Origin of the sequence: Flammeovirga pacifica, assembly GCF_000807855.2 — a bacterium.
Lineage (GTDB): Bacteria > Bacteroidota > Bacteroidia > Cytophagales > Flammeovirgaceae > Flammeovirga > Flammeovirga pacifica.
This window is the reverse complement of record NZ_JRYR02000001.1, coordinates 3,950,489-3,975,915: the sequence shown is the minus strand read 5'-3', so window position 1 is coordinate 3,975,915 and position 25,427 is coordinate 3,950,489. Positions and strand designations below refer to the sequence as shown.

The 25,427-nt window shown below is 33.3% G+C and carries 25 protein-coding genes; 12 read left to right on the top strand and 13 right to left on the bottom strand.

Going from position 1 to position 25,427, the window contains the following annotated elements:
* Positions 1 to 5: 5 nt before the first annotated feature.
* From NH26_RS15575 to NH26_RS15560, 4 genes are all read right to left on the bottom strand, one after another.
* The gene (locus NH26_RS15575) at positions 6 to 989 is read right to left on the bottom strand and encodes a GLPGLI family protein (RefSeq protein WP_071397188.1); all 984 of its coding nucleotides are present in this window, start codon (positions 987 to 989) and stop codon (positions 6 to 8) included.
* 116 nt (positions 990 to 1,105) lie between these two features.
* Positions 1,106 to 1,981 carry a hypothetical protein gene (locus NH26_RS15570; protein ID WP_044228233.1) on the bottom strand — a complete coding sequence of 292 codons (876 nt, stop codon included), beginning with the start codon at positions 1,979 to 1,981 and terminating at the stop codon, positions 1,106 to 1,108.
* A 166-nt stretch (positions 1,982 to 2,147) separates the two neighbouring features.
* Positions 2,148 to 3,332 carry a tryptophan synthase subunit beta gene (gene trpB / locus NH26_RS15565; RefSeq protein WP_044228230.1) on the bottom strand — a complete coding sequence of 395 codons (1,185 nt, stop codon included), beginning with the start codon at positions 3,330 to 3,332 and terminating at the stop codon, positions 2,148 to 2,150.
* A 6-nt stretch (positions 3,333 to 3,338) separates the two neighbouring features.
* A complete protein-coding gene (locus NH26_RS15560; protein WP_044228228.1) occupies positions 3,339 to 3,995 on the bottom strand; it encodes a phosphoribosylanthranilate isomerase in 657 nt (218 codons plus the stop codon).
* Positions 3,996 to 4,025: 30 nt separating this feature from the next.
* Between NH26_RS15560 and NH26_RS15555 the strand changes: the two genes are divergently transcribed.
* Entirely contained in the window at positions 4,026 to 4,433 is a 408-nt protein-coding gene (locus NH26_RS15555; protein WP_139263111.1) for an LPS-assembly protein LptD, read from the top strand.
* Here the strand turns inward: NH26_RS15555 and trpC are convergent.
* The 5 genes from trpC to NH26_RS15530 all read right to left on the bottom strand — a co-directional run bounded on the left by trpC (position 4,417) and on the right by NH26_RS15530 (position 10,485).
* Complete coding sequence (trpC, locus tag NH26_RS15550) at positions 4,417 to 5,199, bottom strand: indole-3-glycerol phosphate synthase TrpC (protein WP_044228223.1); 783 nt, start codon at positions 5,197 to 5,199, stop codon at positions 4,417 to 4,419. The genes NH26_RS15555 and trpC overlap by 17 nt on opposite strands.
* A 14-nt stretch (positions 5,200 to 5,213) precedes the next feature.
* The gene (gene trpD / locus NH26_RS15545; protein WP_044228220.1) at positions 5,214 to 6,200 is read right to left on the bottom strand and encodes an anthranilate phosphoribosyltransferase; all 987 of its coding nucleotides are present in this window, start codon (positions 6,198 to 6,200) and stop codon (positions 5,214 to 5,216) included.
* Positions 6,201 to 6,210: 10 nt separating this feature from the next.
* Positions 6,211 to 6,780 carry an anthranilate synthase component II gene (locus tag NH26_RS15540; protein ID WP_044228218.1) on the bottom strand — a complete coding sequence of 190 codons (570 nt, stop codon included), beginning with the start codon at positions 6,778 to 6,780 and terminating at the stop codon, positions 6,211 to 6,213.
* Positions 6,781 to 6,801: 21 nt separating this feature from the next.
* On the bottom strand, positions 6,802 to 8,208 hold the full coding sequence (locus NH26_RS15535) for an anthranilate synthase component I family protein (protein ID WP_044228215.1): 1,407 nt from the start codon (positions 8,206 to 8,208) through the stop codon (positions 6,802 to 6,804).
* A 408-nt stretch (positions 8,209 to 8,616) separates the two neighbouring features.
* On the bottom strand, positions 8,617 to 10,485 hold the full coding sequence (locus NH26_RS15530; protein WP_044228212.1) for an outer membrane protein assembly factor BamB family protein: 1,869 nt from the start codon (positions 10,483 to 10,485) through the stop codon (positions 8,617 to 8,619).
* Between the two features lie 243 nt (positions 10,486 to 10,728).
* On the opposite strand from NH26_RS15530, the gene NH26_RS15525 reads away from it, so the two are divergent.
* From NH26_RS15525 to NH26_RS15515, 3 genes are read left to right on the top strand one after another with little or no spacing between them, the layout of a single operon-like run.
* On the top strand, positions 10,729 to 11,370 hold the full coding sequence (locus NH26_RS15525) for an ABC transporter ATP-binding protein (RefSeq protein WP_044228209.1): 642 nt from the start codon (positions 10,729 to 10,731) through the stop codon (positions 11,368 to 11,370).
* Positions 11,371 to 11,377: 7 nt separating this feature from the next.
* Positions 11,378 to 12,604 (top strand): ABC transporter permease, encoded by a 1,227-nt coding sequence (locus tag NH26_RS15520; protein ID WP_044228206.1) that lies wholly within the window; start codon positions 11,378 to 11,380, stop codon positions 12,602 to 12,604.
* Position 12,605: 1 nt separating this feature from the next.
* Positions 12,606 to 13,046 (top strand): hypothetical protein, encoded by a 441-nt coding sequence (locus NH26_RS15515; RefSeq protein ID WP_044228203.1) that lies wholly within the window; start codon positions 12,606 to 12,608, stop codon positions 13,044 to 13,046.
* 145 nt (positions 13,047 to 13,191) lie between these two features.
* Here the strand turns inward: NH26_RS15515 and NH26_RS15510 are convergent, their stop codons facing one another.
* Complete coding sequence (locus tag NH26_RS15510; RefSeq protein WP_044228200.1) at positions 13,192 to 13,650, bottom strand: MerC domain-containing protein; 459 nt, start codon at positions 13,648 to 13,650, stop codon at positions 13,192 to 13,194.
* Between the two features lie 276 nt (positions 13,651 to 13,926).
* Between NH26_RS15510 and NH26_RS15505 the strand changes: the two genes are divergently transcribed.
* Genes NH26_RS15505 through NH26_RS15490 form a run of 4 tightly spaced genes read left to right on the top strand, consistent with a single transcriptional unit; the run spans position 13,927 to position 16,409 of the window.
* Entirely contained in the window at positions 13,927 to 15,147 is a 1,221-nt protein-coding gene (locus NH26_RS15505) for an aminotransferase class V-fold PLP-dependent enzyme (RefSeq protein WP_044228197.1), read from the top strand.
* Between the two features lie 16 nt (positions 15,148 to 15,163).
* Positions 15,164 to 15,601: a SufE family protein gene (locus tag NH26_RS15500; protein ID WP_044228313.1), complete on the top strand. Its 438-nt coding sequence runs from the start codon at positions 15,164 to 15,166 to the stop codon at positions 15,599 to 15,601.
* A gap of 11 nt (positions 15,602 to 15,612) precedes the next feature.
* Positions 15,613 to 15,963: an iron-sulfur cluster assembly protein gene (locus NH26_RS15495; protein WP_084812200.1), complete on the top strand. Its 351-nt coding sequence runs from the start codon at positions 15,613 to 15,615 to the stop codon at positions 15,961 to 15,963.
* Between the two features lie 32 nt (positions 15,964 to 15,995).
* Positions 15,996 to 16,409, top strand: a complete 414-nt coding sequence (locus NH26_RS15490) for a BrxA/BrxB family bacilliredoxin (RefSeq protein ID WP_044228194.1) — start codon at positions 15,996 to 15,998, stop codon at positions 16,407 to 16,409.
* 57 nt (positions 16,410 to 16,466) lie between these two features.
* On the opposite strand, the gene NH26_RS15485 is transcribed toward NH26_RS15490, so the two are convergent.
* Together NH26_RS15485 and NH26_RS15480 are read right to left on the bottom strand one after the other, a co-directional pair.
* Positions 16,467 to 19,235 carry an OmpA family protein gene (locus NH26_RS15485; RefSeq protein ID WP_044228191.1) on the bottom strand — a complete coding sequence of 923 codons (2,769 nt, stop codon included), beginning with the start codon at positions 19,233 to 19,235 and terminating at the stop codon, positions 16,467 to 16,469.
* 26 nt (positions 19,236 to 19,261) lie between these two features.
* A complete protein-coding gene (locus tag NH26_RS15480; RefSeq protein WP_071397187.1) occupies positions 19,262 to 21,619 on the bottom strand; it encodes an OmpA family protein in 2,358 nt (785 codons plus the stop codon).
* Positions 21,620 to 21,807: 188 nt separating this feature from the next.
* Between NH26_RS15480 and ubiE the strand changes: the two genes are divergently transcribed.
* Entirely contained in the window at positions 21,808 to 22,533 is a 726-nt protein-coding gene (ubiE, locus tag NH26_RS15475) for a bifunctional demethylmenaquinone methyltransferase/2-methoxy-6-polyprenyl-1,4-benzoquinol methylase UbiE (protein WP_044228187.1), read from the top strand.
* Positions 22,482 to 23,291, top strand: coding sequence for a type IX secretion/gliding motility protein PorT/SprT (porT, locus tag NH26_RS15470; protein WP_044228185.1), 810 nt, complete (start codon positions 22,482 to 22,484; stop codon positions 23,289 to 23,291). The genes ubiE and porT overlap by 52 nt, the downstream gene beginning before the upstream one ends.
* A 38-nt stretch (positions 23,292 to 23,329) precedes the next feature.
* Here porT and NH26_RS15465 read toward each other — a convergent pair whose 3' ends face one another.
* Entirely contained in the window at positions 23,330 to 23,899 is a 570-nt protein-coding gene (locus tag NH26_RS15465; RefSeq protein ID WP_044228182.1) for a hypothetical protein, read from the bottom strand.
* A gap of 162 nt (positions 23,900 to 24,061) precedes the next feature.
* On the opposite strand from NH26_RS15465, the gene NH26_RS15460 reads away from it, so the two are divergent.
* Positions 24,062 to 25,060, top strand: coding sequence for a hypothetical protein (locus NH26_RS15460; protein ID WP_044228179.1), 999 nt, complete (start codon positions 24,062 to 24,064; stop codon positions 25,058 to 25,060).
* A 9-nt stretch (positions 25,061 to 25,069) separates the two neighbouring features.
* Positions 25,070 to 25,219 (top strand): hypothetical protein, encoded by a 150-nt coding sequence (locus NH26_RS25615; RefSeq protein WP_174549709.1) that lies wholly within the window; start codon positions 25,070 to 25,072, stop codon positions 25,217 to 25,219.
* Positions 25,220 to 25,427 lie beyond the last annotated feature (208 nt).

Here is a 25,427-nt window from a genome sequence, read left to right as displayed (position 1 = left end):
CTTTTCTAAAACACTTTATTTTGCTTTGAATATTTAAAAAGTAGATGATCATACAATGTAAATTTCAACATCAAACGTTTAATATTATCATCTGATGCATCTTCTAGCCTAGGTAATTTTTGTGATGGGTACAAAATATTTGATTTACTAATATCATAACCCGAAATCAATTGCTGTCTCAATTTCTTCATCTTATTCATAGCTTGATTGGGTTTATTCGGATGAAGACCTTGTCTATCTGTCGCTACATCTTTAAGCAAAATAGTTGATTCTTCAGTAAATTCTGTCAAAGTAAATACGTGAATATTTTCAGTGTCACGTAACGATACAATTAGCCCAGGTAAACCACCAAATAGGTATGGGCCATCAGATACAGGTATTTCTGGTGTAAACCACGCTTCTAGTTCGTATTTACCATATTTAGTAGTAGCTAAAATACAATTGTAGCCATTAATATTTTTCGAATCCGATTTAACGGACCATTCTAACAACCCATAATTTTCATTAAAATTACAATTGCTTATATATCCTAAATTATAGACATAAATCGCATTTTTTGTACTGTACTCTTTAGTTATTGTAAAGTTATTGAAAGCTGCTTCGGCTGGTAACTTATTTTTTGAATTCAACATACTATATACCGATTCACTTTCTTTACTATTTTTTGAATATAGTTTATCAACCTCTTCAGAGAATTCAAAATGGGCTTTATTGTCAAAAGACGAGAACTTATCGTTAAAGATTAAAAAATACTCACAGTCGTAAACAGTGGTATCATTGTCGAAAGGTTTAAATTGATGTAAGTAAGTGCCTTTGTATTTAGAATACCCTTTTTCTATTACCTGACCATATGAGGAAAATATAGCAAAGAAGAGAAAGAGAGATAATTGTAATGTTATTTTCATAATATTTTTTGAAGGTTGGCCATAATAAACATGTCCATCACAACCAATAGCTTTCAAGTTTGGCAATTGATTAATAGTTAGCACTTAAAGCTACATAATTTTCAAAAATATCGAGACGTTCAACCGTAAAAAAAGAAAACCATTGCTTACTAATTCAAAGTAAACAATGGTTTAAATAAGTAGATCTTATGAAGTATCACTTATTTTGTAGATTCAACATCAGCAGTAGCAAATTGATTATAATTGATGGCATTCATTAAGAAAAACGCCCAATTATCTTCTGAGTATTTGTTCACAGAGGCTGCATTTCCCTCTTTTAACCTAGTAATAGTATTTTGATCAGTAAAAATATTTGATGGATAATTACCTCCAGACTTTTTATATTCTTTTTCAGACATCTGTGCTACTTCTCCATTTTTATGATTTTTCACATAGAATGAATTCGGTACAAACTCCATTACTGCACCTTTATATTTATAACCAGGTTCGTTAATCGATAAATTGACTTTTACCTGAGTATTTTTTCCTTTTGGATCAAAGAATACCGTTACCTCATTATTTTGCTCGTAATTAATTGCTTGAAGTAAAACTGACTTTTCTTTTTTCCCTTTTTTAATACTGATTTTTTCGAAATAAGAGATCTGATCTTTAGTCACTAATACTTTAGACAAATCTTTATTTCCTACATAACTGATGGATTGATGCTGATTCACCATTGCATTTAGGTTGACATCTTTTGAGGTACCAATTATGATTGATTTTATGTTCTCCAATTTCAATTTCACCTTCTCTCCTGAAGTTTGATCTTTGACATGAATTTGAGTCACAATATTATCCAAACTACCTGAGACAAATTTGATATCGCCACTTACATAATTTCCATCCTCTGTCAATACAGAAACAGGGTATGATAAATGAATATCATCAGTATTATTTGTAAAAGCAGGCATCCCTCCTGGAGTGAAAGGATATGTAGGATTTTTTCTAGATAAATCTATTTCAACAGGAATAAGTTGAGCAAATGATGCTGAAGAGATCATCAAAATAACTAGAGTAATTAATTGTTTTAGTTTCATCTTTAAATTGATTTGAGTGAACAATAATTATGAATTAGATATCTTTTATAACGAGAAGATTGTAGTACAATATTTCCTAAAAAGCTCCACTTATTTCCTACTAAAGACCAAAAAAAGCCATGAGTTATTCACCCATGGCTTCTTGTATATTCTCATTAACTGAGGTCTAATAATTTCCCCACTTAATGTATGTTTCTAAATCTTTATCACCTCTTCCTGATAAGTTTACAACAACTACATCATCAGGTTTAAAGTCCATTTTACCCAATGCAGCAAAAGCATGAGCCGATTCTACAGCAGGAATAATACCTTCTAATCTTGACAATTCCACACCTGCAGTCATTGCCTCATCGTCTGTCACATATTTAAATTGAGCTCTTCCAGAATCAAATAAATGTGCATGAATTGGACCAATACCAGGATAATCTAAACCTGCAGAAATAGAATATGGTTCTACTACTTGTCCATCATTTGTTTGCATCAAAATCGTTTTTGACCCGTGCAATACACCTGGAGTACCCAAAGCAGTTGTTGCAGCAGACTCACCAGATTCAACACCTAACCCTGCCGCTTCAACAGCTACCAAGTTTACATCTAGTGCATCTAAATAGTGATAGAAAGCACCTGCAGCATTTGATCCTCCACCAACACATGCAATTACATGGTCTGGATTTTCTCTGCCCTCTTTCTCTTGTAACTGCCATTTCATTTCTTCTGAAATGATCGACTGGAATTTAGCTACCATATCTGGATAAGGATGAGGTCCTACAACAGATCCGATAATATAATGTGTATCTGTTGGATTGTTGATCCAATGACGCATTGCTTCGTTTGTTGCATCTTTTAATGTTTTCGAACCGCTTTTTGCTGGTATCACTGTCGCTCCCAACAAACGCATACGTTCAACATTAGGACGCTGACGAGCAATATCAATTTCTCCCATATACACGATACACTCCAAGTTCATTAAAGCACAAACTGTAGCTGTAGCCACACCATGTTGACCTGCACCAGTTTCGGCAATAATTTTCTTTTTGTTTAATCTTTTCGCTAATAAAATCTGACCAATAGTGTTGTTCACTTTATGTGCACCTGTATGGTTTAAATCTTCACGCTTAAGATAAATTTTTGCTCCGTATTTTTCAGATAATTTTTTCGCAAAGTATAAAGGTGTTGGACGACCTACATAGTCTTTCAACAATCCATCAAACTCTTCTTTAAACTTTGGATCGGCAATCATTGCCTCATAATTTTCTTTCAATTCCTTTACGTTTGGATAAAGCATCTCTGGAATATATGCTCCTCCAAATTGGCCATAATAGCCATTTTGATCTGGTTCTTGATAAGTCATATTTCTTTATTTATCGTTGATGGATTTCACCCACTCTGCCAAAGATGCTACCTGCGTGACATCTTTTAAAGCTGGTGATCTCTCAAATTTACTATTTACATCAATTCCTTTGCAAGGTAAGTGATCTAACTTTCTGATATTCTTAATATTTTCTAGTGATAGACCTCCGCTCAAGAGAAAAGGTTTTGTTGAATTATATTGTTCTAAAATTCCCCAATCAAATGTTTCTCCTGTTCCACCGTGTTGAGGCGATTTTGTATCAAAAAGAAAATAATCAACAAAAGATTCGTAGGGCTTGAGTTCATCAAAGTTAAACTCATCTTTAATTCCGAAAACTTTAAACACCTCAAAGCCTTTTTCTTTTAAAGACTGACACAACTCAGGAGTCTCTTTTCCATGCAATTGAATGACCTCTAAATGGTATTTCTTAGCAAAATCAAGGATGATCTCTTCCTTTTCATTCACAAATACACCTACTCTCTTGGTTTGAATATCACTAGGCCATTTTTCTTGTAAGAAAGAAACATCTTCTCTTTCTATAAATCTGGAAGAAGGTGGGTACATGATGAAACCCATATAATCAGGGTTTAACTGTAGCACTTCAGCAATATTACTTTCTGCCCTCATACCACATACTTTCCACTTAAACTTCTCTATTGTCATCTTACTTTTTATCTTTGATGTATGAAAAATATGTTTTGCTTCATCTTATTCATTCTGATATTTATCAGTTCTTGCAACCGTCAGTATTATGATAGAGAAAGATCTCTAGAGTATACTGCCGATAATGCCTATATCGATCAGAAGAAAAACATGCTCTGTCTCAGAGGAAATGCCCGATTTATAGGTCCCGAAATCGAAATCTCAGCCGATTCAATTGATCTTCATCACAAATCTGGCTTAGTGGTGGTTTTCGGTACAGAAGACGGACCTTCCGAGGTTTATATTAAAGGGGGTAACATCAAAGTGCTAGGAAAGTATACTATGCCTGGCACAAAAGATACTTTTTACAGATCTTTTGATTATTACCCTCAGGTCAATCGCCTTCGTTTTCATTCTGAGAAAAAAACTCTTTTCAATAAACCTAAAGCTGACCAATAAAGTCGATGGCTGCTTTAGCCGGATTTTCAGTTTTCATGAAATTTTCACCAATCAAAAAGCCTTTATAACCATACGTTTTTAGCTCCTTGATGTTTTCAATATTACTGATACCACTTTCAGACACCTTTACAAACTCATTTGGAATCTTATCTGCTAAAGCTTTTGAAGTTTCAATGCTTACCTCAAAAGTCTTCAAGTTTCTATTATTTACTCCAATTAAATCCATACATGGATCTACATGAGCATTTAGTTCCTCTTCGTTGTGTACCTCAAGAAGAACTTGCATTCCTAAATTTCGAGCAACAGCGGCATACTTTTTACTCTCAGCAGGAGTTAAACATGAAGCAATCAAAAGAATAAAATCAGCTCCAATCGATTTTGCTTCAATAATTTGATATTCATCTACTATAAAATCCTTACGGATAATAGGCACTGGCGATACTGAACGAGCCGCCAATAAATCATCCACTGTACCTCCGAAGAATTCTTGATCTGTAAGTACAGACATGGCAGATGCTCCTGCTTTAAAATATCCTTCGGCAACATCAGATACTTTGGCAGTACCATTAATTAATCCTTTAGAAGGCGATTGTCTTTTGAACTCAGCAATAATTCCCGATTTCGTTGGACTACCGATCCAAGATTTCGCCGATACTGGCTCTTTATCAAATAATGGTCTTGATTGTAAATCAGCCACCGTTAAAATTTCTTTTCTTGCTGCTACCTCAATCTTTTTATGGGCAACGATTTTATCTAAAATAGTCATTTGATATCGACCTTTTATTGTGCTATTAATTTTTTGAATGAATTGAATGCAGCTCCAGATTCTAAAGATTCTTTTGCTTGAGCTACACCTTCTAATAAAGAAATACCCTTACCAGTAGCAATGGCTACACCTGCATTCGCTAATACCGCTTGTTGCTGAGGTTCTGTTCCTTTATTCTCTAATATATCTGTGAAAATTTTGGCTGATTCTGCAATTGATCCACCACCAAATAATGATTCTTTTGTTTGGTAGTTTAATCCTAAATCTTCAGGTTTCAATAACTTCTCCGCATCTTTAGTAATCATCTTAAATGGAGAGGTTAAAGAAATCTCATCGTAAATATCTAATGAGTGAAGAATGGCAAATTGCTTATCTGTTTGTTGATATAAATAACCATACAAACGGGCAATCTCTAAACTAAATACACCTACAATCTGCTTTTTAGGAAAAGAAGGGTTCACCATTGGTCCTAACATATTGAAAAATGTTTTCACACCTAATTCTCTACGAATTGGAGCCACATTTTTCATTGCTGGGTGAAACAATGGAGCATGAATAAAACAAATCCCTGCCTCTTCTAAATTTCTTTTTAACGTATCCACATCATTAGTGAAGTCATATCCGAAATGGGCCATCAAATTGGATGATCCACAGACAGAAGACACACCATTATTACCATGCTTGGCAACATTTTGTCCTGCACCTGCAACGATAAAAGAAGATAATGTAGAAATATTGAAAGTATCTTGACCGTCACCACCTGTACCACACAAATCCATGGCGTCAAAATCATCCAAATCAATTCTTAAACATAATTCCAACATAGCATCTCTAAAACCTGTCAATTCTTCAACAGTGATACTACGCATAGAATAAACCGTTAAAAACGCTGCTATTTGTGAAGGGTTGAACTCACCCTTTGCCAGTTTAGTTAAGGTTTCTTTTGCCTCTACTTCCGACAAAGAACCATACTCAAAAAGTCTGTTTAAAATCTTTTTCATAATTATTGATTTATCCTTGCACCCAATTTTTCAGCATTTCCATACCGTGTTCTGTCAACACTGATTCTGGATGGAATTGTACTCCTTGAACATCAAATTCTTTATGTTGTACAGCCATTACATACCCTTTTTCGTCTCTAGCGGTCACTTGTAACTGTGTTCCTGCTAAACTATCCGATTGTATCACCCATGAATGATAATGACCAATCTTAAAAGTATTTGGAAGCCCTTGAAACAGACGAGCATCGGGAGTAGTAACCTGAGCAGTATCAGCTACACCATGTAATGGATAATTGTTTTCTAGAGTTGCACCAAAAGCTTCTCCTATGGCTTGATGCCCTAAACAAACACCTAAAATACTTTTGGATGAGGCAAATTCTTTAATCACTTGAGGCATAATACCCGCTTCAGACGGTATACCAGGACCTGGTGAAAGTAAAATTTTATCGTATTCACCTATTTTCTTTAAGGTAATTTTATCGTTTCTATATATATCTACCTCTTGCCCTAGTTCTCTTAAATAATGTACTAGGTTATATACAAAAGAGTCATAATTATCGAGCACTAATATCTTCTTCATCTTATCTCTTCTTTTCTCTTATTATAAATTCTCCGCCTTATCCAATGCATTTCTCAGTGCAGCTAATTTGTTGTGCACTTCTTGCAATTCACTTTCCTCAGACGATTGAGCCACTACTCCAGCACCTGCTCTATAAGTCAATTGATTGTCAATACTTAAGAAAGAACGGATCATAATAGCATGGTTAAAGTCACCATCAAAACTCATAAACCCGATGGCCCCTCCATAGAAGCTTCTTCTAACGTTTTCATATTTATCAATTAACTCCATGGCTTTGTATTTAGGAGATCCTGATAAAGTACCAGCTGGGAACGTATCAGCAACGACTCTTAAAGGATCTGTTCCTTCTGTCAGCTGACCATTCACTTTAGATACCAAATGAATTAAATGAGAGTAATATTGAATTTCTTTAAAGACCTCTACTTCTACATTATCACCATTTCTACTCAAATCATTTCTGGCTAAATCAACCAACATAACATGTTCCGAGTTTTCTTTGGGATCGTTATATAATTCTTGAGCAATTTCAGCATCCTTTTTATCATTACCTGTACGTTTAAAAGTACCAGCAATTGGATGAATAGTAGCCTGTTTATCTTTGATTATAATTTGTGCCTCTGGCGATGATCCAAAGATCTTATACGTACCGTAATCGAAATAAAATAAATAAGGAGATGGGTTAATCGAACGCAAGGCTCTGTAGACATTAAACTCATCGCCTTGGAAGTTTTGTTGATAACGTCTGGATAAAACAATCTGGAAAACATCTCCTCTGAAACAGTGGTCTTTTCCTTTTTTAATTACCTCTAAAAATTCTTTATCCGTAAAGTTGGTCGTTTCCTCTCCTATTCTTGAAAAATGATAAGCAGGGAAGTTTTTACTTTTTATCAGTGTTTTAATTTCTTCTATGTTGCTTTCACTATTTTCTTCCTCAGGAATATGTTCAAAAATGTGTAGTTCATTTTTAAAATGATTGATAGCAATTACATATCTAAATGCTTGATATCTAATTTGAGGAATTTCTGTGTCTACTTTTTCTTTATCAAAAGTAATTTCTTCAAAAGATTGTACCGCATCGTAAGTCATGTAACCAAACAAGCCGTGTGATGCAAACTTTTGGTGCTCCTCCTGTTTATATTCAAATGATTTTGAAAAAGTCGAAAGTGCAGCTAAAGCTTGGTCATAACTTTCTAAAGTAGATTTCTCCTCACTTTTTCCAGGGTACTGAATTCTTAATTCCTTATCGGTTACAGCAAACTCTGCTACAGGTTCACAACATATAAAAGAGTAACTATTATCTGCTCCATGGTAATCAGAACTTTCTAATAATAAGCTATTGGCAAATCGATCCCTCACCCTTAAGTATATACTTACTGGAGTCACCGTATCGGCTAGTAATTCAGCGTGTGTGTTAATGAAACGGTACATGTTATATTTAATTTATTTTTTTAAAAGCAAAGTGAAAAAACAAAAAAAGCTCGCTGAGTGATCAGCGAGCTTCTTAAAGAAATATATCTTGAAAATATAGCTATACGCGACTGTTCACTCAATTGGAATTAACTGAGCGCCACCACCACGACAAAACGATATTTTTGATTGCATTATTCATTATGCGATAAAAGTAGTGAGTAGAAAGTTAATTCCCAACCTATTCTCGAAATTTTCGATAATTTAAATCAAAAATCACTATTCTTAAACAATTTGACAACAAATATCACTAACTATTGAATAGTTGTAAATAAATACAAACTTCTTTTATCAAATTATATAATTTTTAATTCAAAAAGCCACCTTATTTCTAAGGTGGCTTTTTTATCAACTTCAATTCTTAGATATTTAATCTAAGATATATGCGTTAAGTTTACCATCAACAACAGCATACAACATACTTTGCATTGGTAAGATCTTGTAAATTACCTTTCTGTTTTGGCCAACATTAATACGATTTACTTCTTTACCAGAAGCTTTTTCTACTTTAACAAACTCTAAAGAAGCACCTTCCTCAGATTTGATTCCTTCCATAAAATAAGCATATAACTTACTTTCTTGAGAGTTACCTCTTAAAGCAGATTGATCGTATAATTTACCTAAAGCTTCAGATTGAATGTCTGAAATATCTCCAGCTGCCTCTGCCATTTCTGGAGACATAAAGAATCCGTAAGACCCACCTGTAGAAGCTACATTCATGCCAATAGAAGATGCCGCTAATGCTGCTTTTAACAATCTATCTGTTTTTAGTTGCTTATAATAAGCTTGTCCTAAAACATTACCATCTTTGTCTAATGTTAAGTACTCATTCAAACCTCTTAAGAAATAACCATTATCTAAGATATTAAACGCTACCATTTCATCTGGCTTGTTTATATCTAATTTCAGTTTATCTAATTTCTTAACTACCTCGTTTGGATTAAATAAGTATAGTTTCTTTTTATCTAAAACAGCTACAATGTTTTTTGCATCATTAAACGCAACTTTGTCTGTTTCTACTTTGGCAAACCACTTTTTCTTACCTGTTTCTTTATTGTAGAAACCAACACCACTTCCATGAACCATCAAGATGCCTTGATCATATTCTTTTTTGATAACACCACCTTCGATGTCCTCATCCATATCAAATTTGATTGGTTTCTTCCAGATTTCGCTACCTGATTCAGCAGAAACCATCATAACCTTGTTACTATAGAATACCTCTAGTTCATCCCCTTTTTGGTTGATTGTTTTCACGTTTTTCGCTTTATAGCTCTTCTTCCAACGCTGATCACCTGATTTAAACTCATAAATATTGATACCTGATCCAAAATTCACAAGGAATTCATCCGCATTTACGACTTGAGCATCGATGAAGTTATCTTCTAATTTGATTGGCTTTTTCCATAAAGGCTTACCATTTGATAAGTTTACAGACATGATCTTCTTAGTTAACTTCGGCTTGTAAGAACTTGCCGCTTTTAAGCCCGATGGAGCCTCTACTACTACTACGATATCTTCTGCTTCATTTAAGAAGAAAGAACCTGGGTTACACTCTAATCTCCACTTTTCTTGACCTGATTTACCATCAAAAAGAATTAAGTCTTTTTTCTCTTTGTAAAGTAAGTCTCCATTTTTAGTTGTTTTTGGAGTCAAAGCAGTAGAAGGAATTGACGACGATTTATTTGCCAATTGAGCTGCTGTAGAATACTTTCCTAAATTAGATTCCCAAACTACTTTTTTAGTATTTAGGTCAATGTTATAAAGTTTTCTGATATTGTCTTCAGTTACAACCTCAATCACACTTGTGAATGCAGTAGCAATAAAGTTACTCTTCAATACCTCTTTGTAACTACCATTTGAAACTAAGACCTCACCAGTAGTTACATTTACAAGTTGCTGATCAATAGATACTAATGGAGAATTTGGAATTGGGTCCCATGATTTTTTTGCGAATTTATCCAATCCTACATCAGCACCTGCCATTGAAGACACGTTACTTGCTGTGTTTAATGCCTCGTTAGTAGCATCTTTAGGAATTTCCCATAATTTAGTTTTGTTTACCGGGTCCAGTCCATAATAGAATTTAGTCGTTTCTAAAACTGTGATACCCGTAAAATTGTGAACAAAAATTTGCTTTTCTTTTCCTTCGATTGGAAAACTCCAATCAGGATTTTGTTGGGCTGAAGAAAAAAGGCAAGAAAAAGCCAATAAAATAGTTAATAAATAGTTTTTCATTATTGAAAAATAAAAAAATGATTAGAAATTTAGCTTATCAGAATAATTGAAGTTGATAAGTTTGCTTGTTGAAATTAGTGCATCATATTAACATTTCAGCTAAATGATATTTAGTTATTTTTAGCTTATTCTTATAATTCATTAAAAACTAAGAATAAGACTATTTTTTTAAGAGAATACTACAATAATTAATGCGATAATATTGCATTCTCTTGTAATTTTACGAGGAAATTACTAATCGATATGATTCATATACAACAACTTAAATATAAATACCCTAAGGGTATCGAAATCAGTTTCCCTGATTTTGAAATTAAATCAGGAGAAGAAATTTTGATTCTTGGTGCCTCCGGATGTGGAAAAACCACTTTACTGCATGTATTGGGAGGTTTACTTCCAGTAACATCAGGTAAAGTGATCATCAATGATATAGACATTACTCTACTCAAAGGAAATAAAATAGATCAATTTAGAGGAGAAAACATTGGCGTGATTTTCCAAAAGCCACATTTTGCTCGTGCGCTTACCTTACATGAAAATTTAGCCTTTGCACAAAAAGCTGCTGGAAGAAAAGTAGATCATAAAAGAATACATCATTTATTAGATCGATTAGGGATAAGTCAACATATTGATAAAAGTCCATCTAAAATGAGTGAAGGCGAAAAACAACGAATGAGTGTAGCCATGGCCCTCATCAATAAGCCTGCTTTATTACTAGCTGATGAACCCACAGCTAGTTTGGACGATGAACATGCCAATGAAGTAATTCAATTATTAAGAGAAATGGCTTCAGAAGAAAACTCAGCATTAGTGATTGTTACTCATGATAGCCGATTAAAAGAGGCTTTTGCTGAACGAACACTTACTCTTTCAAAACTTCACTAATCGAATTATGAATATCTTTAAATTTGCCTGGAAAAACCTTTGGCATAAATCTTTAAATACATCACTTAACCTTATTCTTTTTGCATTTGGTGTAAGTATTATATCTGCATTATTGCTTACTCAAGATTATTTTGAGAAAACACTTAAAAAAAATCAAGCAGGTATAGGTATGGTTGTAGGGGCCAAAGGGAGTCCTTTACAGTTAATTTTATGTGCCATTTACCAAGTGGATACACCTACTGGAAACATCCGTTTATCAGAAACAAAAAAATTAAAAAAACATCCGTTAGTTGCTAAAGCTATTCCTCAGTCATTAGGTGACTCCTACAAGGGGTATCGAATTGTAGGAACAACCCACGAATATCCTGAGCTGTATAAAGCTGAAATTGCAGAAGGAAAAATGTTTGATGAAAATAAATCCTTAGAAGTAACTGTTGGTGCTGCTGTAGCTAAAAAAATTGGGTTAAAAATTGGTGATGATTTTCATTCTGCCCATGGTATTGGAGAAGGTGGACACGATCATGACCATGAACATTTTAAAGTTGTCGGTATTCTAAAACCTACAGGTACTGTAATTGATCAACTTTTATTGACAAGCTTATCTTCTATTTGGGATGTTCATCAACATGAAAAACCAAGTAAAGCCAACTTTGGTAATCTATCGGATAAAAAGGTAGAAAAAGAAGCGGATGAAAAAGAGATCACAAACCTTTTGATCAAATTTAGAAACCCGATGGGAGCCATTACACTTCCTAGAATGGTGAATGAACAAACATCGATGCAGGCAGCATCGCCTGCATATGAAACCTCTAGATTATTATCTCTTTTAGGAGATGCTATTACTGCATTAAAAGCATTAGCTATTGCCATTATGGTTGTTTCTGGGTTAAGTATCTTTATTTCATTGTACAATTCTTTAAAAGAAAGAAAATATGAATTGGCTTATCTCAGGTCTTTAGGTACTCCTCAATCTTATATCTTCAGTTTACTATTAATTGAAGGTTTAATTTGTGCTTTTATGGGTTTTGCCATTGGTATGATTCTCAGTCACGGAAGTATATATATTGCCGCCACTCAAATAGATACATTATCTGCACTAAACATTGGTGGAACAGCTTTTAATTCAGGAGAAATCATTTTATTTGCAAGTACATTAGGAATTGGCTTCTTAGCCTCAGTAATTCCTGCCATTCAAGCTGCACGTACAAACATATCTCAAGCATTATCAGAATAACATGAAACATATTACTTCCATTCTATTATTTTTTATACTTACTACCACTACTTTTGGACAAGATAACTCTGACCCTTGGAAAACATTAGGGCATGTACAAATGAAAACCTACATGGATGAAATGTTGGGATTTGAAGTATCTGAACCTATTTTCGGTGGAGAAGTAGAAATGCTTGATGGATCATTCATTACTATTTCAGGCTATATTTTACCTGTTGATAGTGAAGATGGCACTAGTATACTATCGTATATGCCGTTTGCTAGTTGCTTCTTTTGCGGAAATGCAGGCCCTGAAACTGTCATGGAATTGGATGTCCCGAAAGTTCAAAGTCAAGTCAACAAAAAAGTGACAGTCAGAGGACAACTTGTACTTAATAGAGACGACTTTTACAGCTTAATTTACAAATTGAAAAATACAGAATTAATCAAAGTAGAAGACTAAAAAAATCATTATTTCTTGTACTAAGAAATGGTTGGATATACATACCTATTCTTTGAACATAAAAAAAGTCTTATCCGATTAAATCAGATAAGACTTTTTTATTTCACCACCTTTATAATATAAATGTGGTATATCTATTTCTATATTATTTTACCTTTGCTACACAAAGTTCAGAATCACAAGAATGTTCATTTGAATGGGCTTTTTTCAAGTTCATTAAGTGTAATGCAATTAATGAAAATGATGCGGTGTATGAAATTATTGCTAACCACATTGGTTCAAATCCAGCGTACTTTACCAACATTGTTGTAGCATACACTAAATAAGATAACCACATACCTACCTTCATCCATTTAACATGCGTCTTTTTTGAAGCAAAATACACCGCAATACCTCCTATTAAAACCATAGAGATATCGAGCATACCAAAAAAGTCTAATGAATGTGCATGACTATGATCATGCCCCTCATGCATGTGAGATACCGCAGAACTGAAGATAATTACTCCAGATGTTAGGATACAATGGATTAAACAGAATAATGATCCTGTGAAACCTATTTGATCTGCGTATTTTTCAATTCTATTGTTTAGGGACTTCATCATGAAACAAAAGTAAAATGTGTTTCGTTTATTTGCAAACTTGTTGCAATTAAGATGTGGTTGCATTTACATAATTTATGCTAACATACCTCCAAAAATAAAATTCACACTAGAATTTGACGCTAAACATCTATTCAAACATTAATAATTCATCATATTTTCATTTATATTGATGGATTTTTCTAGATGAAAACGTCAAGAACTTTGAATACGTAGAACTTTTGCACAAATTTGCAGTTAATACATATATAGATTTATTCTAAATAACTTTTTTTGATAATGATTGACATTGAACAACTTCGCAGCGAATTCCCAATATTGGCAACAGAGGTAAATGGTCATCCGCTAACATATTTTGATAATGGGGCTACAAATCAAAAACCTCAATCAGTAATTGATGCTTTATCAGAATATTATAAAGGGTACAACTCTAATGTTCACAGAGGGGCACATTCACTTGCAGATAAAGCTACACAAGCTTTTGAGCAAACTCGTGAATTGTTACAACAGTTTGTCAATGCTCCAAAATCGGAGCAAATCATTTTTACAAAAGGTACTACAGAAGGAATCAACTTAGTAGCCAATACCTATGGTAGAGCTAACATACAAGCTGGTGATGAAATTATTGTAACAACAATGGAGCATCACTCTAACATTGTCCCTTGGCAAATGATTGCTCAAGAAAAAGGTGCAACAGTTAGAAACATACCAATTTCTGATGAAGGTGAGATCATCTTTGAGGAATTTGAAAAAATGTTATCTGATAAAGTGAAAATTGTATCAGTTGTACATGCTTCAAATGCCTTAGGTACGGTTAATCCTGTAGAAAAAATAATTGAAAAGGCACATGAAATTGGAGCGGTAGTTTTAGTTGATGGAGCACAATCTGCTGCCCATTTACCTATCGATGTTCAAGCTTTAGACTGTGATTTCTTTGTTACTTCTGCACATAAAATGTTCGGACCTACTGGAATGGGCTTTTTATACGGAAAAGAAGAAATTTTAAACGATATGCCTCCATTTATGGGTGGCGGGGAAATGATTAAAGAAGTATCATTTGATGGTACAACTTTTAATACCCTTCCTTACAAATTCGAAGCAGGTACTCCAAATATTGCAGATACAGTAGCCTACGCTAAGGCAGTTGAATTTATCAATAGATATGGTAAAGAAAATATTGCTGCAAGAGAAAAGGAGTTATTGGATTACGCTACAAAAAAACTAATTGAAGAGGTACCTACTGCAAAAATTATTGGTACTTCATCAAACAAAGTAAGCGTACTTTCATTTATAATAGACAACATCCATAATTACGATATTGGAATGATGCTGGATGCAAGAGGAATAGCTGTTAGAACGGGTCATCACTGTACACAACCTTTGATGGCAAGATATGGCTTAGAGGGAACCGTTAGGGCATCATTCTCAGTTTACAATACTTTTGAAGAAATCGACAAATTTATCGAGGCACTCAAAAGAATAGTTAAAATGTTTGGTTAAAAAACAAGATATAAATATGTCAGTGGCAACAAAAAGTATAGAAGAAGTACAAAACGATATCATCGACGATTTTGATTTGTTAGATGGTGATAGAGAGTCAACTATCTTTTATATCATGGAATTAGGACAAGAGTTATCGGCATTAGATGAAAAACATATGGTTGATGAAAATTTGATCAAAGGTTGTCAGTCTAAGGTTTGGTTAACGACAGAATTTGAGGATGGTCAAATTATTTTCAAGGCAGATAGTAATACAGATATCACAAAAGGTTTAATAAGCTTATTGATTAGAGTATTAAATGGTCGTTCTCCTCAAGAAATCATGAATGCAGAATTATTCTTTTTTGATAAAATTGGAATGAATGGCGTAATTGGTTCTCAACGTTCTAATGGTTTTGCCTCAATGATCAAACAAATGAAGTTTTATGCATTGGCTTACAGTGCTAAAAACTAATCAAAAATAACATGTCAGAAAATAATAACGAATCTGTAAATACTATGAGCACTACAGAGGAATTAAAAGATAAAATCATTGCTGCTATAAAAACAGTTTATGATCCAGAAATTCCAGTTGATGTATTTGAATTGGGATTAATATATGATATCAACATCATTCCACCACTTAATAAAGTGCATGTTTTAATGACACTGACTACACCCTCTTGTCCATCTGCGGAGCAAATTCCAGGTGAAATTGAGCAAGTTGTTAGAAGTGTGGAAGAAGTGAGTGATGTTGAAATTGAGCTTACTTTCGAGCCTGCTTACACTACAGACATGATGTCTGAAGAAGCAAAGTTAGAGCTCGGTTTTTTATAGAAAATACAAACGTATAAACAATAACGGAAATTATGTATCCTGAACATTTAACAGCTCCAATGAAACTGGAGTTAACTGATAATGGATTTGCAGACCTTACATCTGCCTCTCAAGTTGAAGAAACAATTGCTAAAGAAGGAACAACTTTATTAGTAATCAACTCTGTTTGTGGTTGCGCTGCTGGTACTTGTAGACCAGGTGTATTGCAATCATTACAACAATCAGATGTAAAGCCAACGCAATTAGCCACTGTATTTGCAGGTGTAGATCCTGAAGCTGTAGGGAAAGCTAGAGAATTAATGCTTCCTTACCCTCCATCATCACCAAGTATTGCAATGTTCAAAGATGGTGAGCTAGTACACTTTATTGAAAGACATCATATTGAAGGTCGTTCTGCTGAAATGATTGCTGAACACTTAACTGCTGTTTATAAAGAATTTTGTTAGTCAACTTACTTATAAATAAAACAAAAGGGCTGATCATTACTGATCAGCCCTTTTGTTTTATTGGCCATTTTCTACTCGACCAAATTTAAAATGTATTCTTCTATTTTGTTGCCTTCCTTCTCTAGTTGCATTTGAGGTTAAAGGTTCATCTTCACCTTTACTATCCACTAAAATTCTGTTAGGGTTAGATATATCCTTAAAGAAGAAACCTACAGCTTTAGCCCTCTCCATTCCTAAATAAGTATTGTAAACAGCAGGACCAGCACTATCAGTATGTCCCGTAATTTTTATTGACTTATTAGGGTTTTTCTCTAGGTAATCTAATATTTCTTGTAAGATGACTTTCTTCTCTCCTTTAAATTCTTTGGAATCAAAAGGGAATTGAATCGTCATTTCTTCAATTCTTTTCTCAAAGGCTAAATCTTCATTCGAAACTGGTTGGATGATATCATCATGAATTTCTTCATGATCGTGTTCAGGATCATAATTTACGTAACCATCTTCTGAATTTGGATTTTCGATATAACGTAAATTAACTCCTGTCTTGACTCCATCAACTAAATTTGAAGATAACTGCTCTCTTTCTACACCATTCTCCTGCATGTACTGAATAATCTTATTGACTTCTGCCAAACCTTCTTTAGTATTATCTGCAGTAATAACGAGTTCCAAGACAGCACAGTTTTTTAGCTCATTCAAAAGTACATTTAAAATATCCTTATTTATATCTAATAGATCTCCCTCTGTTCCAGAACCATCTAATTCATGGTAAGCTAAATCTACCTCTCCATGTTGACAATTAGCTGCTCTAGATAAGTTTTTTGAATATCCTTTAGGACGTACAATATATTCCATTCTTTCATTTCTCCATGCATCTTCATCATCTGCTAGATATATCGGGAAACGAGTACCATAACCAATATTTTGTTTGACTAATTGATCATCACTAAAGCCTTTGGTTTCCATACCTTCTTGAGACTCCATAGATCTTGTCTTAGACTCAAACTCTAAGACTAAGTCACTTTTGTCAGAATCGTAGTTACTGTGTCCAATTACTTCAATACTTTCCTTATCATGAGTATCTAAAAACTCTTTCAATAATTTTAGTTCTATAGCTGATGCAGCCATATCTAACTCATTATTTTTGAAATAAATATTGTTCAGAGCTTCCGACTTATTAATATCAAAGGTTTGTAATGTATACGATTGCTCATAATTAACAGTACCCGTTGAATATTTATTAAAATCAATTCGTTCAGATTTTAATAAATAATCATTTGCCGTTAAGATCATACCATAATTCCCTTTACAACGCATCATAAACTCAACAGGGGTATCAATCTTAGCAAAATTGATTTCTTTTTCTACTTCTTGAGTTTCAATGTTGATCAATTTTAGATTGATTGGAACATTTTTGTTGTCTTCTGTTGTTGCCTTTAGTTTAAAGAAAACTACTTTCTGCTGATTGGCTTCATTATTTTTCACACAATAAATGTCCAATCCTCCCATGCCTTCAGGACGAATAGAAGAAAAATAGGATTCCTCTCCATCCGCAGACATCACATAAAAAATATCATCAGCAGGTGAATTTACAGGGTAATTTAACTGCTCTAGTTCTCCTAATTTCCCAGACATTAAGTCTATGTCAATTTTAAAAACATCAAAACCACCTACACTATGATGTCCTTGAGAACTAAAATATAAAGTCTTTCCATTAGGATGTATATAAGGTGATTCTTCGTCTAAATCAGAGTTAATTACATTACCTAAATTTTGAGGAACAGCCCATTCATCATTAGGAAGTTTTCTAATGATATAAAGGTCTTTCCCTCCTTGAGCATTTTCATCGGCTCTATCACTCACAAATACAATAACTTTTCCATCTCTAGACAAACTCATATGTGTCTCATGAGCGGTTGAGTTGATAGGAGCTTTAACAGCTACTGGTTCAGACCATTTACCATTTTCAAATTGAGTTTCATAAATATTACCTGGGTTACTAGTACTTTTACCATAACTTCGGTACATAAATAACTTTTTCCCATCTGAGGATAAAGCAATAGCAGCGTCGTGTTCTTCCGTATTAATTTCTTTAAATTCTTTAGGAGAATGCCAAAAACCATCTTCCCTTCTATCCATATAATAAACATCCTGATAAGGAAGTTGATCATAAGGATCTAATTCATGATGACTAGAAATATCTTGACGGTGAGAAGTAAAGTATAACCTAGATCCGTCTACAGTAATAATTGGTGCTAAATCTGGTAAGTAAGTATTCGCTAATGATAAATTTAGCAATAACTTATTATCCGATTTACTAAAAAAAGCAGGGCTTCTTTCACATTGATCTATATACCTTGAGAGTTCTTCTTTAGAATACTCAGTATATCCAGCCAATTTTTTATCCTCTTTTAAAGATTCTTCCGTTTCTTTTTCTAATAAAGCTTGTGCTTTTTTATAGTATAAAATGGCAGAATCAAACTCCATTATAAGTTGATAATTTCTCCCTAACCAGTAATCAATTTGTCTTAAATCAGGGGTTAGGGCATCCGCTTTTTGAAAATACGGGAGTGCATCCACTTTATTCTTTGTTGGAGAATGATAAGTTGCAATTCCTAAATAATACCACATCAAGGCATTACCTTGACTAAGTTTAGTCGCTTCAAGCATTTCATCTTCAACGAAATGGTATTCTTGCAATTTTAAATACCTTTCGGCCTCTTTAAGCGCCTTTTTATCAGATGACTTCACCGTTTGACCAATGAGGTGTGAAGCAGTAAAAATAGAGAATAGTAGAAGTAACAGTCTTTTTTTGGGGTAATTCATTTTGAGAAAGTCAGATTATTAAACCACTAATTACGAAATTCTAGAGGAGTAAATGAAATTCTACGATTCTTTTTTCGCCCTTCTTCAGTACTATTGTCTGCAATTGGTTGAGTAAACCCATATGTTTTATAGGTCAATCTATCTTTTTCAATTCCCATTATCACTAATTGTTGCACAATAGCTCTTGCTCGTTTCTCTCCTAAGATAGTATTAAATGTAGCAGAACCTTTATTATCAGTATGCCCTCCAACTTCAATGACTAGATTCGGATATCTATACATTACATCGAAGATCTGTTCAACTACTCTATAGCTTTCTGAGGTAATTGCATTACTATTAAATGCAAAATGAATGGTTCCTACAACATCCAATACTTCTCCTAAAGTTGGTGTAAGTTCAGGAAGAGGTTCTTCTTCTTTTACCTCAACAAATACTACTTCTTCTACATCTTTCGGTAAAAATACATATTCAATTCTTTGATTCTTTAAACGACCACTTTTTGTTTTGTTAGTTGCTATTGGATGCTGCCAACCAAAACCTTTAGCCTCTAATTTATCCGCATTTACACCTCTAGCAATTAAATCTTTATAGATTTTTTCTGCTTTTTCTTGAGTTAAATTAAATATCTCTATCGAATCATTATCGGATTGAGCTTCATGCACATGAATTCCTATTTTATAATCATTCACTTCTTTAATAAATAAAGATAGATCTTCTAATTCTGCTTCGGAGTTACTATGGATGTTTTTATTTTCATCAAAGAAAATATTATTCAGTTCTTCTCTTTCTTGAGGAGCAATTCTCTTTAATTTCACTATATCATTGATTTCAAGATATTGATCCAACTCTTTAATATTGATGTTCTTTGAATGAAAAAGGTACTCCGGTTGTTTTATTCTAAAACCATAATTATGCTTAGGTTCTAGATATAATAGATATTTACCTCCTTCTGCACTAGATGACACTACAATTTCTTTTGTGTCATTTTCCACTACAGATAAGTATGCTTCTACTAAATTATTTGATGTAGCATCTCTCACCTCTCCTATAAGTGCAATTGCTTCCACCGTTTTTGATGGTATCATCGCTACATAAATATCTTGACCTCCATAACTATCTTCACGAATTGAAGAAAAGTATCCTCTCTGTCCATCTGAAGATATTGAATAGAAGATATCATCACCTGCTGTATTTATAGGATACCCAATATTTTGAGGTGTTGACCAAGAAGTATTATTTTCATCCCACTCAGAGAAATAAATGTCATAACCTCCCATACCATTATGCCCTTTTGAACTAAAGTATAGTATTTTACCATTGGGGTGAATAAAAGGTGATTCCTCATCATATTCAGTATTTATCACAGGTCCTAAGTTTTGAGGAGCCCCCCAAGTATCATCTTCCTCTTTGTGAATAACATAAATATCTTTTCCACCTTGAGTATCCTTCCCTGTTCTATTACTTGTAAAATAAAGTGATTTCCCGTCTGCTGTTAATGTTGCGTGTGTTTCCCAATTGTCTGAGTTAACATTTTTAGATAACTCCATTGGCTTTGACCAATCTTTTCCATTCCATTGACTTAAAAATAAATCTCCAGAATGACTACCTGTATTTCTATATAAGAAAAGTGAATTACCTGAAGGCGATAAACCTACAGCTGCATCATGCCCTTTTGTATTGACAACATTACCAATATTGTTAGCTTTTTGCCATTCACCTTCATCATCATTATGGGCGATATAAACATCTTCATAATAAAGACCATCTATAGGATCAATATCTCCTCCTTTACTATCAGGTCTTCTAGAAGTGAAAATCAATGTTTTTTCATCTGCCGAAAGCACTGGTGCAAAGTCTTGATATTGTGAATTAATTTCTGGGCCTAGATTCATGATGATCATTTCTAATGAATCATTCATTAAATCAATACTAGTTAGACATTGTTTTTTTAATAACTCTATCTCTTTTATTAACTTTTTATCCCTCGTATTGATCGTTGATAAATAGTTATCATAATAATCATATGCATCCTTAAATTGATGATTATACTGAAGAGATATCGCTTTTAATCGCTGTAATTCTGGATAAGTAATAAAATCACTTACTCTTTCTAAATAAGGGAGTGCATGACTCTTATTTAAGATAGGTGAATGTATATACACATACCCCATTAAATAATTCCATTCCTCGTTAGATTTTCCTTCCTCAGCTACATGTTTCAATACTTCTTCAGCGTGATGAAACTCATCATACTTCATATAGTCCTTGGCGTATCGAATCGCTTTTTTAAAATCTGAGGTATGTTTAACTTTCTGAGAGAATACAACACTTGATAATACTGTACATAATATCAATAAAAAAATATGCCTTATAGTAAGATTCATGTTAAAAAAAATAGAATTGTCGTGAAGTCTAGCTAGATAATGCAAACAAAATCATACAATTATCAGTTAAAATGCAAAAAGCATTGGTCTAAACATTGAAAATTGTAATTTTGCACTCGAGTAATCAAAGATATTATACTTTGACTTAATTCAGTACAATTTACTGAAAACATCAATTAGAAAAAAACATGACGGTATTACCATATAAAGATAGCGAAGACGGCAAGAAAGAACAGGTAGCAAATATGTTCAATAACATATCTACAAAGTATGATTTACTAAATCGTGTTCTTAGTGGAGGCATTGATATTTACTGGAGAAAGGTAGCTATCAATAAACTTAAAAGTCAGCAACCAAAAACAGTATTAGATGTAGCTACTGGTACAGGTGACTTAGCTTTACAGGCATGGGCAACACTAAAACCAGAAAAAATTACTGGTGCGGATATTTCTGCTGGTATGGTTGAGGTAGGTCGTGAAAAAATTGCGAAAAGAGGGTTATCAGATGTTATTGATTTACAAATTGGTGATTCTGAAAATTTACCCTTTGAAGATAATTCTTTTGAGGCTGTTACAGTTGCATTTGGTGTTAGAAATTTCGAAAATCTTGAAAAAGGACTAGCTGAAATCCATAGGGTATTAAAACCTAATGGCACATTAGTTGTACTTGAATTCTCGCAACCTACAAATTTTGTATTCAAGCATTTATATAGATTCTATTCTATGCATGTTTTACCTTTGATAGGTAAATTAGTTTCAAAAGATAACTCTGCCTATACTTATCTTCCTGAATCTGTTGAGAAATTTCCTTATGGAAAAGCATTTACAGATATACTTAGTAAGTTAGGTTATAAATCAGTCACATGTACAGCACTCACTTTTGGTATAAGTTCAGTTTACACAGGACAAAAGTAATTTTTTCAGTTGTAAGTATTTTCCTAATTTTTTCTTTTGCTAACACAACAAATGCTCAACAAAAAAGGAAAAAAACAGAAAGTACTGTATATAATTTAATGAGTTTTGACAAAAAGACTTTCCACTACGGATTTCAAATTGGATACATTTCGTCTCCTGTAGGGCTAGACCCATCTGATAATCCTTATATCATCATTCCTGATGAAAATGGAGATCCTCAACAAGCATTGACTTATATTACTCCTCAGACTACTGCTAGTTTTTTGTTAGGTTTTTTAATGAATATCAAATTATCTCAAGATAATCATTGGCATTTTAGAACATCTCCAAATGTCTCTTTTTATTCAAGAAGATTTGAGATTGATTTATTAGAAGGTGGAAACTTAGATTCTAGAGATGTAGCTCAATTACAATCAAATACAACTTTAGAAGTACCTTTGCTTCTTAAGTACCAATCTGATAGGAGAAAGAACCATAGAATGTACTTACTAGGTGGTATTACTCCATCTTACATGGTTGCTTCAAAACATGAGTCATCAAGAAAAGAATATTTTATTACTTTAAGTGAATTCAATATGTCACTTACTTGGGGCTTTGGATTTCACATTTATAACAGCATGTTTTGCTTATCACCAGAAATCAGAGTATCACATGGTTTAATAAATGTGGCAGATAAACCTGACAATTCATTAATTATGCATACAGTAGATGCTATAAGGACACATAAAATATCTTTCATTATTAATTTTGAAGGATAGTCTATATATATTTTAAAGGCAAGAAGCCTCTATTGATATTAATCAGTAGAGGCTTCTTCATCTCGTGATTTTGAAGTGCCAATTTCAATTCCTGCGGTTGTAATCAGATTACTTTCATTTAGTGCTCTATCACAAATATGAACTTCAAATTTCACGGAGTCTCCTTTTAGAAAACGGTCTTGTAGATTTTCATCCACTACCAGATTTACTTCATATCTAAGTTCGCCTTCTAGAGGGCGATCTCTTCCGGAGGTATTTAGTATAGGAAAACGACCATTAAAAGTTGCACCATCATCAAATTCAACTTTGGTATAATCACTTTCATCAGATCTTTTTCTCAAAATATCTATAAAATAATTATTATAGTATTTATTGACTATGGTTGTATCGGGATTATTAGGATCTGGAATAGTTCCTGAATAAGGCGGATCTTGTTCTTCACCTGATAAGCCTAAATCACCATCTCCATCTCTAAAATTAATGGCGATATAAATAGAATCTTGTTTACCCTGAGGTGAATCTCCTTCCATACCTGAACGGTTTTCTATCCATGCAAAATCAATTTCAGGCTCGAGTGGAAATTCAGGTTCTCCAAAACAAGAACTCATCAAAAGAAGTATTAACAAGTAAGGTATATTTTTTATATACTGTGTTATATATTTTAGCGAAGTCATAAACAGATGATCTATTTTTATAGGTTAATCTACGTCACTTTTAGTAAATTCTTTATATTATTCGAAAGATAATTAAATCTATAAAAGTTCATACATATGCAGCCGACAGAATTCATTGAACAATTTAAGAAAAAAATATTCACCATTAAAAGTGAACAAGATTTTGAAACCGCTACTTTAGAGGCTTTTAAGTTTCAAGCGATTCATAATCCTGTTTATGCTGAATATTTAAAGTATTTAAATATCTCTATTAATAATATACATAAGATTACTGAAATTCCATTTATGCCTATTGAGTTTTTTAAGACTCAAAGAGTAATTTGTGAAAATATAACTGAAGAACAAATTTTCAGAAGTAGTGGAACAACAGGATCGACTAAGAGTCAGCACTATGTTGCCGATTTAAATCATTATAAAAATATTACAACAAACTACTTCCAAAATATATACGGACCTTTAAAAGATATACACATATTAGCCCTCCTTCCTAGCTATTTAGAAAGGAATGATGCTTCTCTTATTCGTATGGTCTCTGACTTTATGGAGCAATCTTCTAGTGAATCCAATTTTTATCTAGATGATTATCAAACATTGGCTCATAAATTGCAGGATTTACAAAATAGTGGTAAGAAAGTAATCTTATTCGGGGTTACATTTGCTCTATTAGATTTTGCTGAAAAACATCCTGGTGACTATTCTAATATTATCATTATGGAGACTGGAGGTATGAAAGGTAGACGAAAAGAACTTACCCGAAGTGAAGTACACGATCAATTAAAGCATGCATTCAAATCTGAAAATATACACTCGGAATATGGCATGACTGAACTACTTTCACAAGGTTACTCTTTAGGTGATGAGCAATTTATAACACCACCATGGATGAAGATTTATTTTAGAGAAATCAACGATCCATTTTCTTTAACTACTACAAAAAGGGGCGGAATTAATATTGTTGATTTAGGCAATATTGAATCTTGCTGTTTTATTGAAACAAAAGACATCGGTGCTCCTGGAAAAGACTTTAATCATTTTTATGTTTTAGGTCGATTCGATAATACCGATATTAGAGGTTGTAATTTGATGGTACAATAATTTAATAATATGAAACGCTTTTTAATTATCAGTTCTTGCCTAGGTTTATTTGCATTATCTTCTTGCAGAACATACAAGACTTGTCCTACCTATGCTAAAAACGACATCAAACAAGAAATTTTAGCTTCAAAGCAAGCTGTAGATCAAACTAAAAACTAGGTTGGTTTACAACAAAACAAAAAGACCTGATTTACATTGAAGTAAATCAGGTCTTTTTGTTACTCGATAAAATAAGTAATACCTAATAGGTAATAAGGAAATACGAGCTAGAAGCTAGAAGCTAGAAGCTAGAAGCTAGAAGCTAGAAGCTAGAAGCTAGAAGCTAGAAGCTAGAAGCTAGAAGCTAGAAGCTAGAAGCTAGAAGCTA

Excerpts from the sequence above, each read along its gene's own strand:
- NH26_RS15530 (WP_044228212.1), bottom strand. The coding sequence starts at position 10,485 with ATGAAAAACTATTTATTAACTATTTTATTGGCTTTTTCTTGCCTTTTT.
- NH26_RS15535 (WP_044228215.1), bottom strand. The coding sequence starts at position 8,208 with ATGTACCGTTTCATTAACACACACGCTGAATTACTAGCCGATACGGTG.
- NH26_RS15525 (WP_044228209.1), top strand. The coding sequence starts at position 10,729 with ATGATTCATATACAACAACTTAAATATAAATACCCTAAGGGTATCGAA.
- NH26_RS15510 (WP_044228200.1), bottom strand. The coding sequence starts at position 13,650 with ATGATGAAGTCCCTAAACAATAGAATTGAAAAATACGCAGATCAAATA.
- NH26_RS15515 (WP_044228203.1), top strand. The coding sequence starts at position 12,606 with ATGAAACATATTACTTCCATTCTATTATTTTTTATACTTACTACCACT.
- trpD (WP_044228220.1), bottom strand. The coding sequence starts at position 6,200 with ATGAAAAAGATTTTAAACAGACTTTTTGAGTATGGTTCTTTGTCGGAA.
- NH26_RS15485 (WP_044228191.1), bottom strand. The coding sequence starts at position 19,235 with ATGAATTACCCCAAAAAAAGACTGTTACTTCTACTATTCTCTATTTTT.
- NH26_RS15460 (WP_044228179.1), top strand. The coding sequence starts at position 24,062 with ATGCAGCCGACAGAATTCATTGAACAATTTAAGAAAAAAATATTCACC.
- NH26_RS15490 (WP_044228194.1), top strand. The coding sequence starts at position 15,996 with ATGTATCCTGAACATTTAACAGCTCCAATGAAACTGGAGTTAACTGAT.
- NH26_RS15560 (WP_044228228.1), bottom strand. The coding sequence starts at position 3,995 with ATGACAATAGAGAAGTTTAAGTGGAAAGTATGTGGTATGAGGGCAGAA.
- NH26_RS15495 (WP_084812200.1), top strand. The coding sequence starts at position 15,613 with ATGTCAGAAAATAATAACGAATCTGTAAATACTATGAGCACTACAGAG.
- NH26_RS15520 (WP_044228206.1), top strand. The coding sequence starts at position 11,378 with ATGAATATCTTTAAATTTGCCTGGAAAAACCTTTGGCATAAATCTTTA.
- NH26_RS15540 (WP_044228218.1), bottom strand. The coding sequence starts at position 6,780 with ATGAAGAAGATATTAGTGCTCGATAATTATGACTCTTTTGTATATAAC.
- NH26_RS15505 (WP_044228197.1), top strand. The coding sequence starts at position 13,927 with ATGATTGACATTGAACAACTTCGCAGCGAATTCCCAATATTGGCAACA.
- NH26_RS15480 (WP_071397187.1), bottom strand. The coding sequence starts at position 21,619 with ATGAATCTTACTATAAGGCATATTTTTTTATTGATATTATGTACAGTA.
- NH26_RS15465 (WP_044228182.1), bottom strand. The coding sequence starts at position 23,899 with ATGAGTTCTTGTTTTGGAGAACCTGAATTTCCACTCGAGCCTGAAATT.
- trpB (WP_044228230.1), bottom strand. The coding sequence starts at position 3,332 with ATGACTTATCAAGAACCAGATCAAAATGGCTATTATGGCCAATTTGGA.
- NH26_RS15555 (WP_139263111.1), top strand. The coding sequence starts at position 4,026 with ATGTTTTGCTTCATCTTATTCATTCTGATATTTATCAGTTCTTGCAAC.
- NH26_RS15570 (WP_044228233.1), bottom strand. The coding sequence starts at position 1,981 with ATGAAACTAAAACAATTAATTACTCTAGTTATTTTGATGATCTCTTCA.
- NH26_RS15500 (WP_044228313.1), top strand. The coding sequence starts at position 15,164 with ATGTCAGTGGCAACAAAAAGTATAGAAGAAGTACAAAACGATATCATC.
- ubiE (WP_044228187.1), top strand. The coding sequence starts at position 21,808 with ATGACGGTATTACCATATAAAGATAGCGAAGACGGCAAGAAAGAACAG.
- NH26_RS25615 (WP_174549709.1), top strand. The coding sequence starts at position 25,070 with ATGAAACGCTTTTTAATTATCAGTTCTTGCCTAGGTTTATTTGCATTA.
- porT (WP_044228185.1), top strand. The coding sequence starts at position 22,482 with ATGTACAGCACTCACTTTTGGTATAAGTTCAGTTTACACAGGACAAAA.
- trpC (WP_044228223.1), bottom strand. The coding sequence starts at position 5,199 with ATGACTATTTTAGATAAAATCGTTGCCCATAAAAAGATTGAGGTAGCA.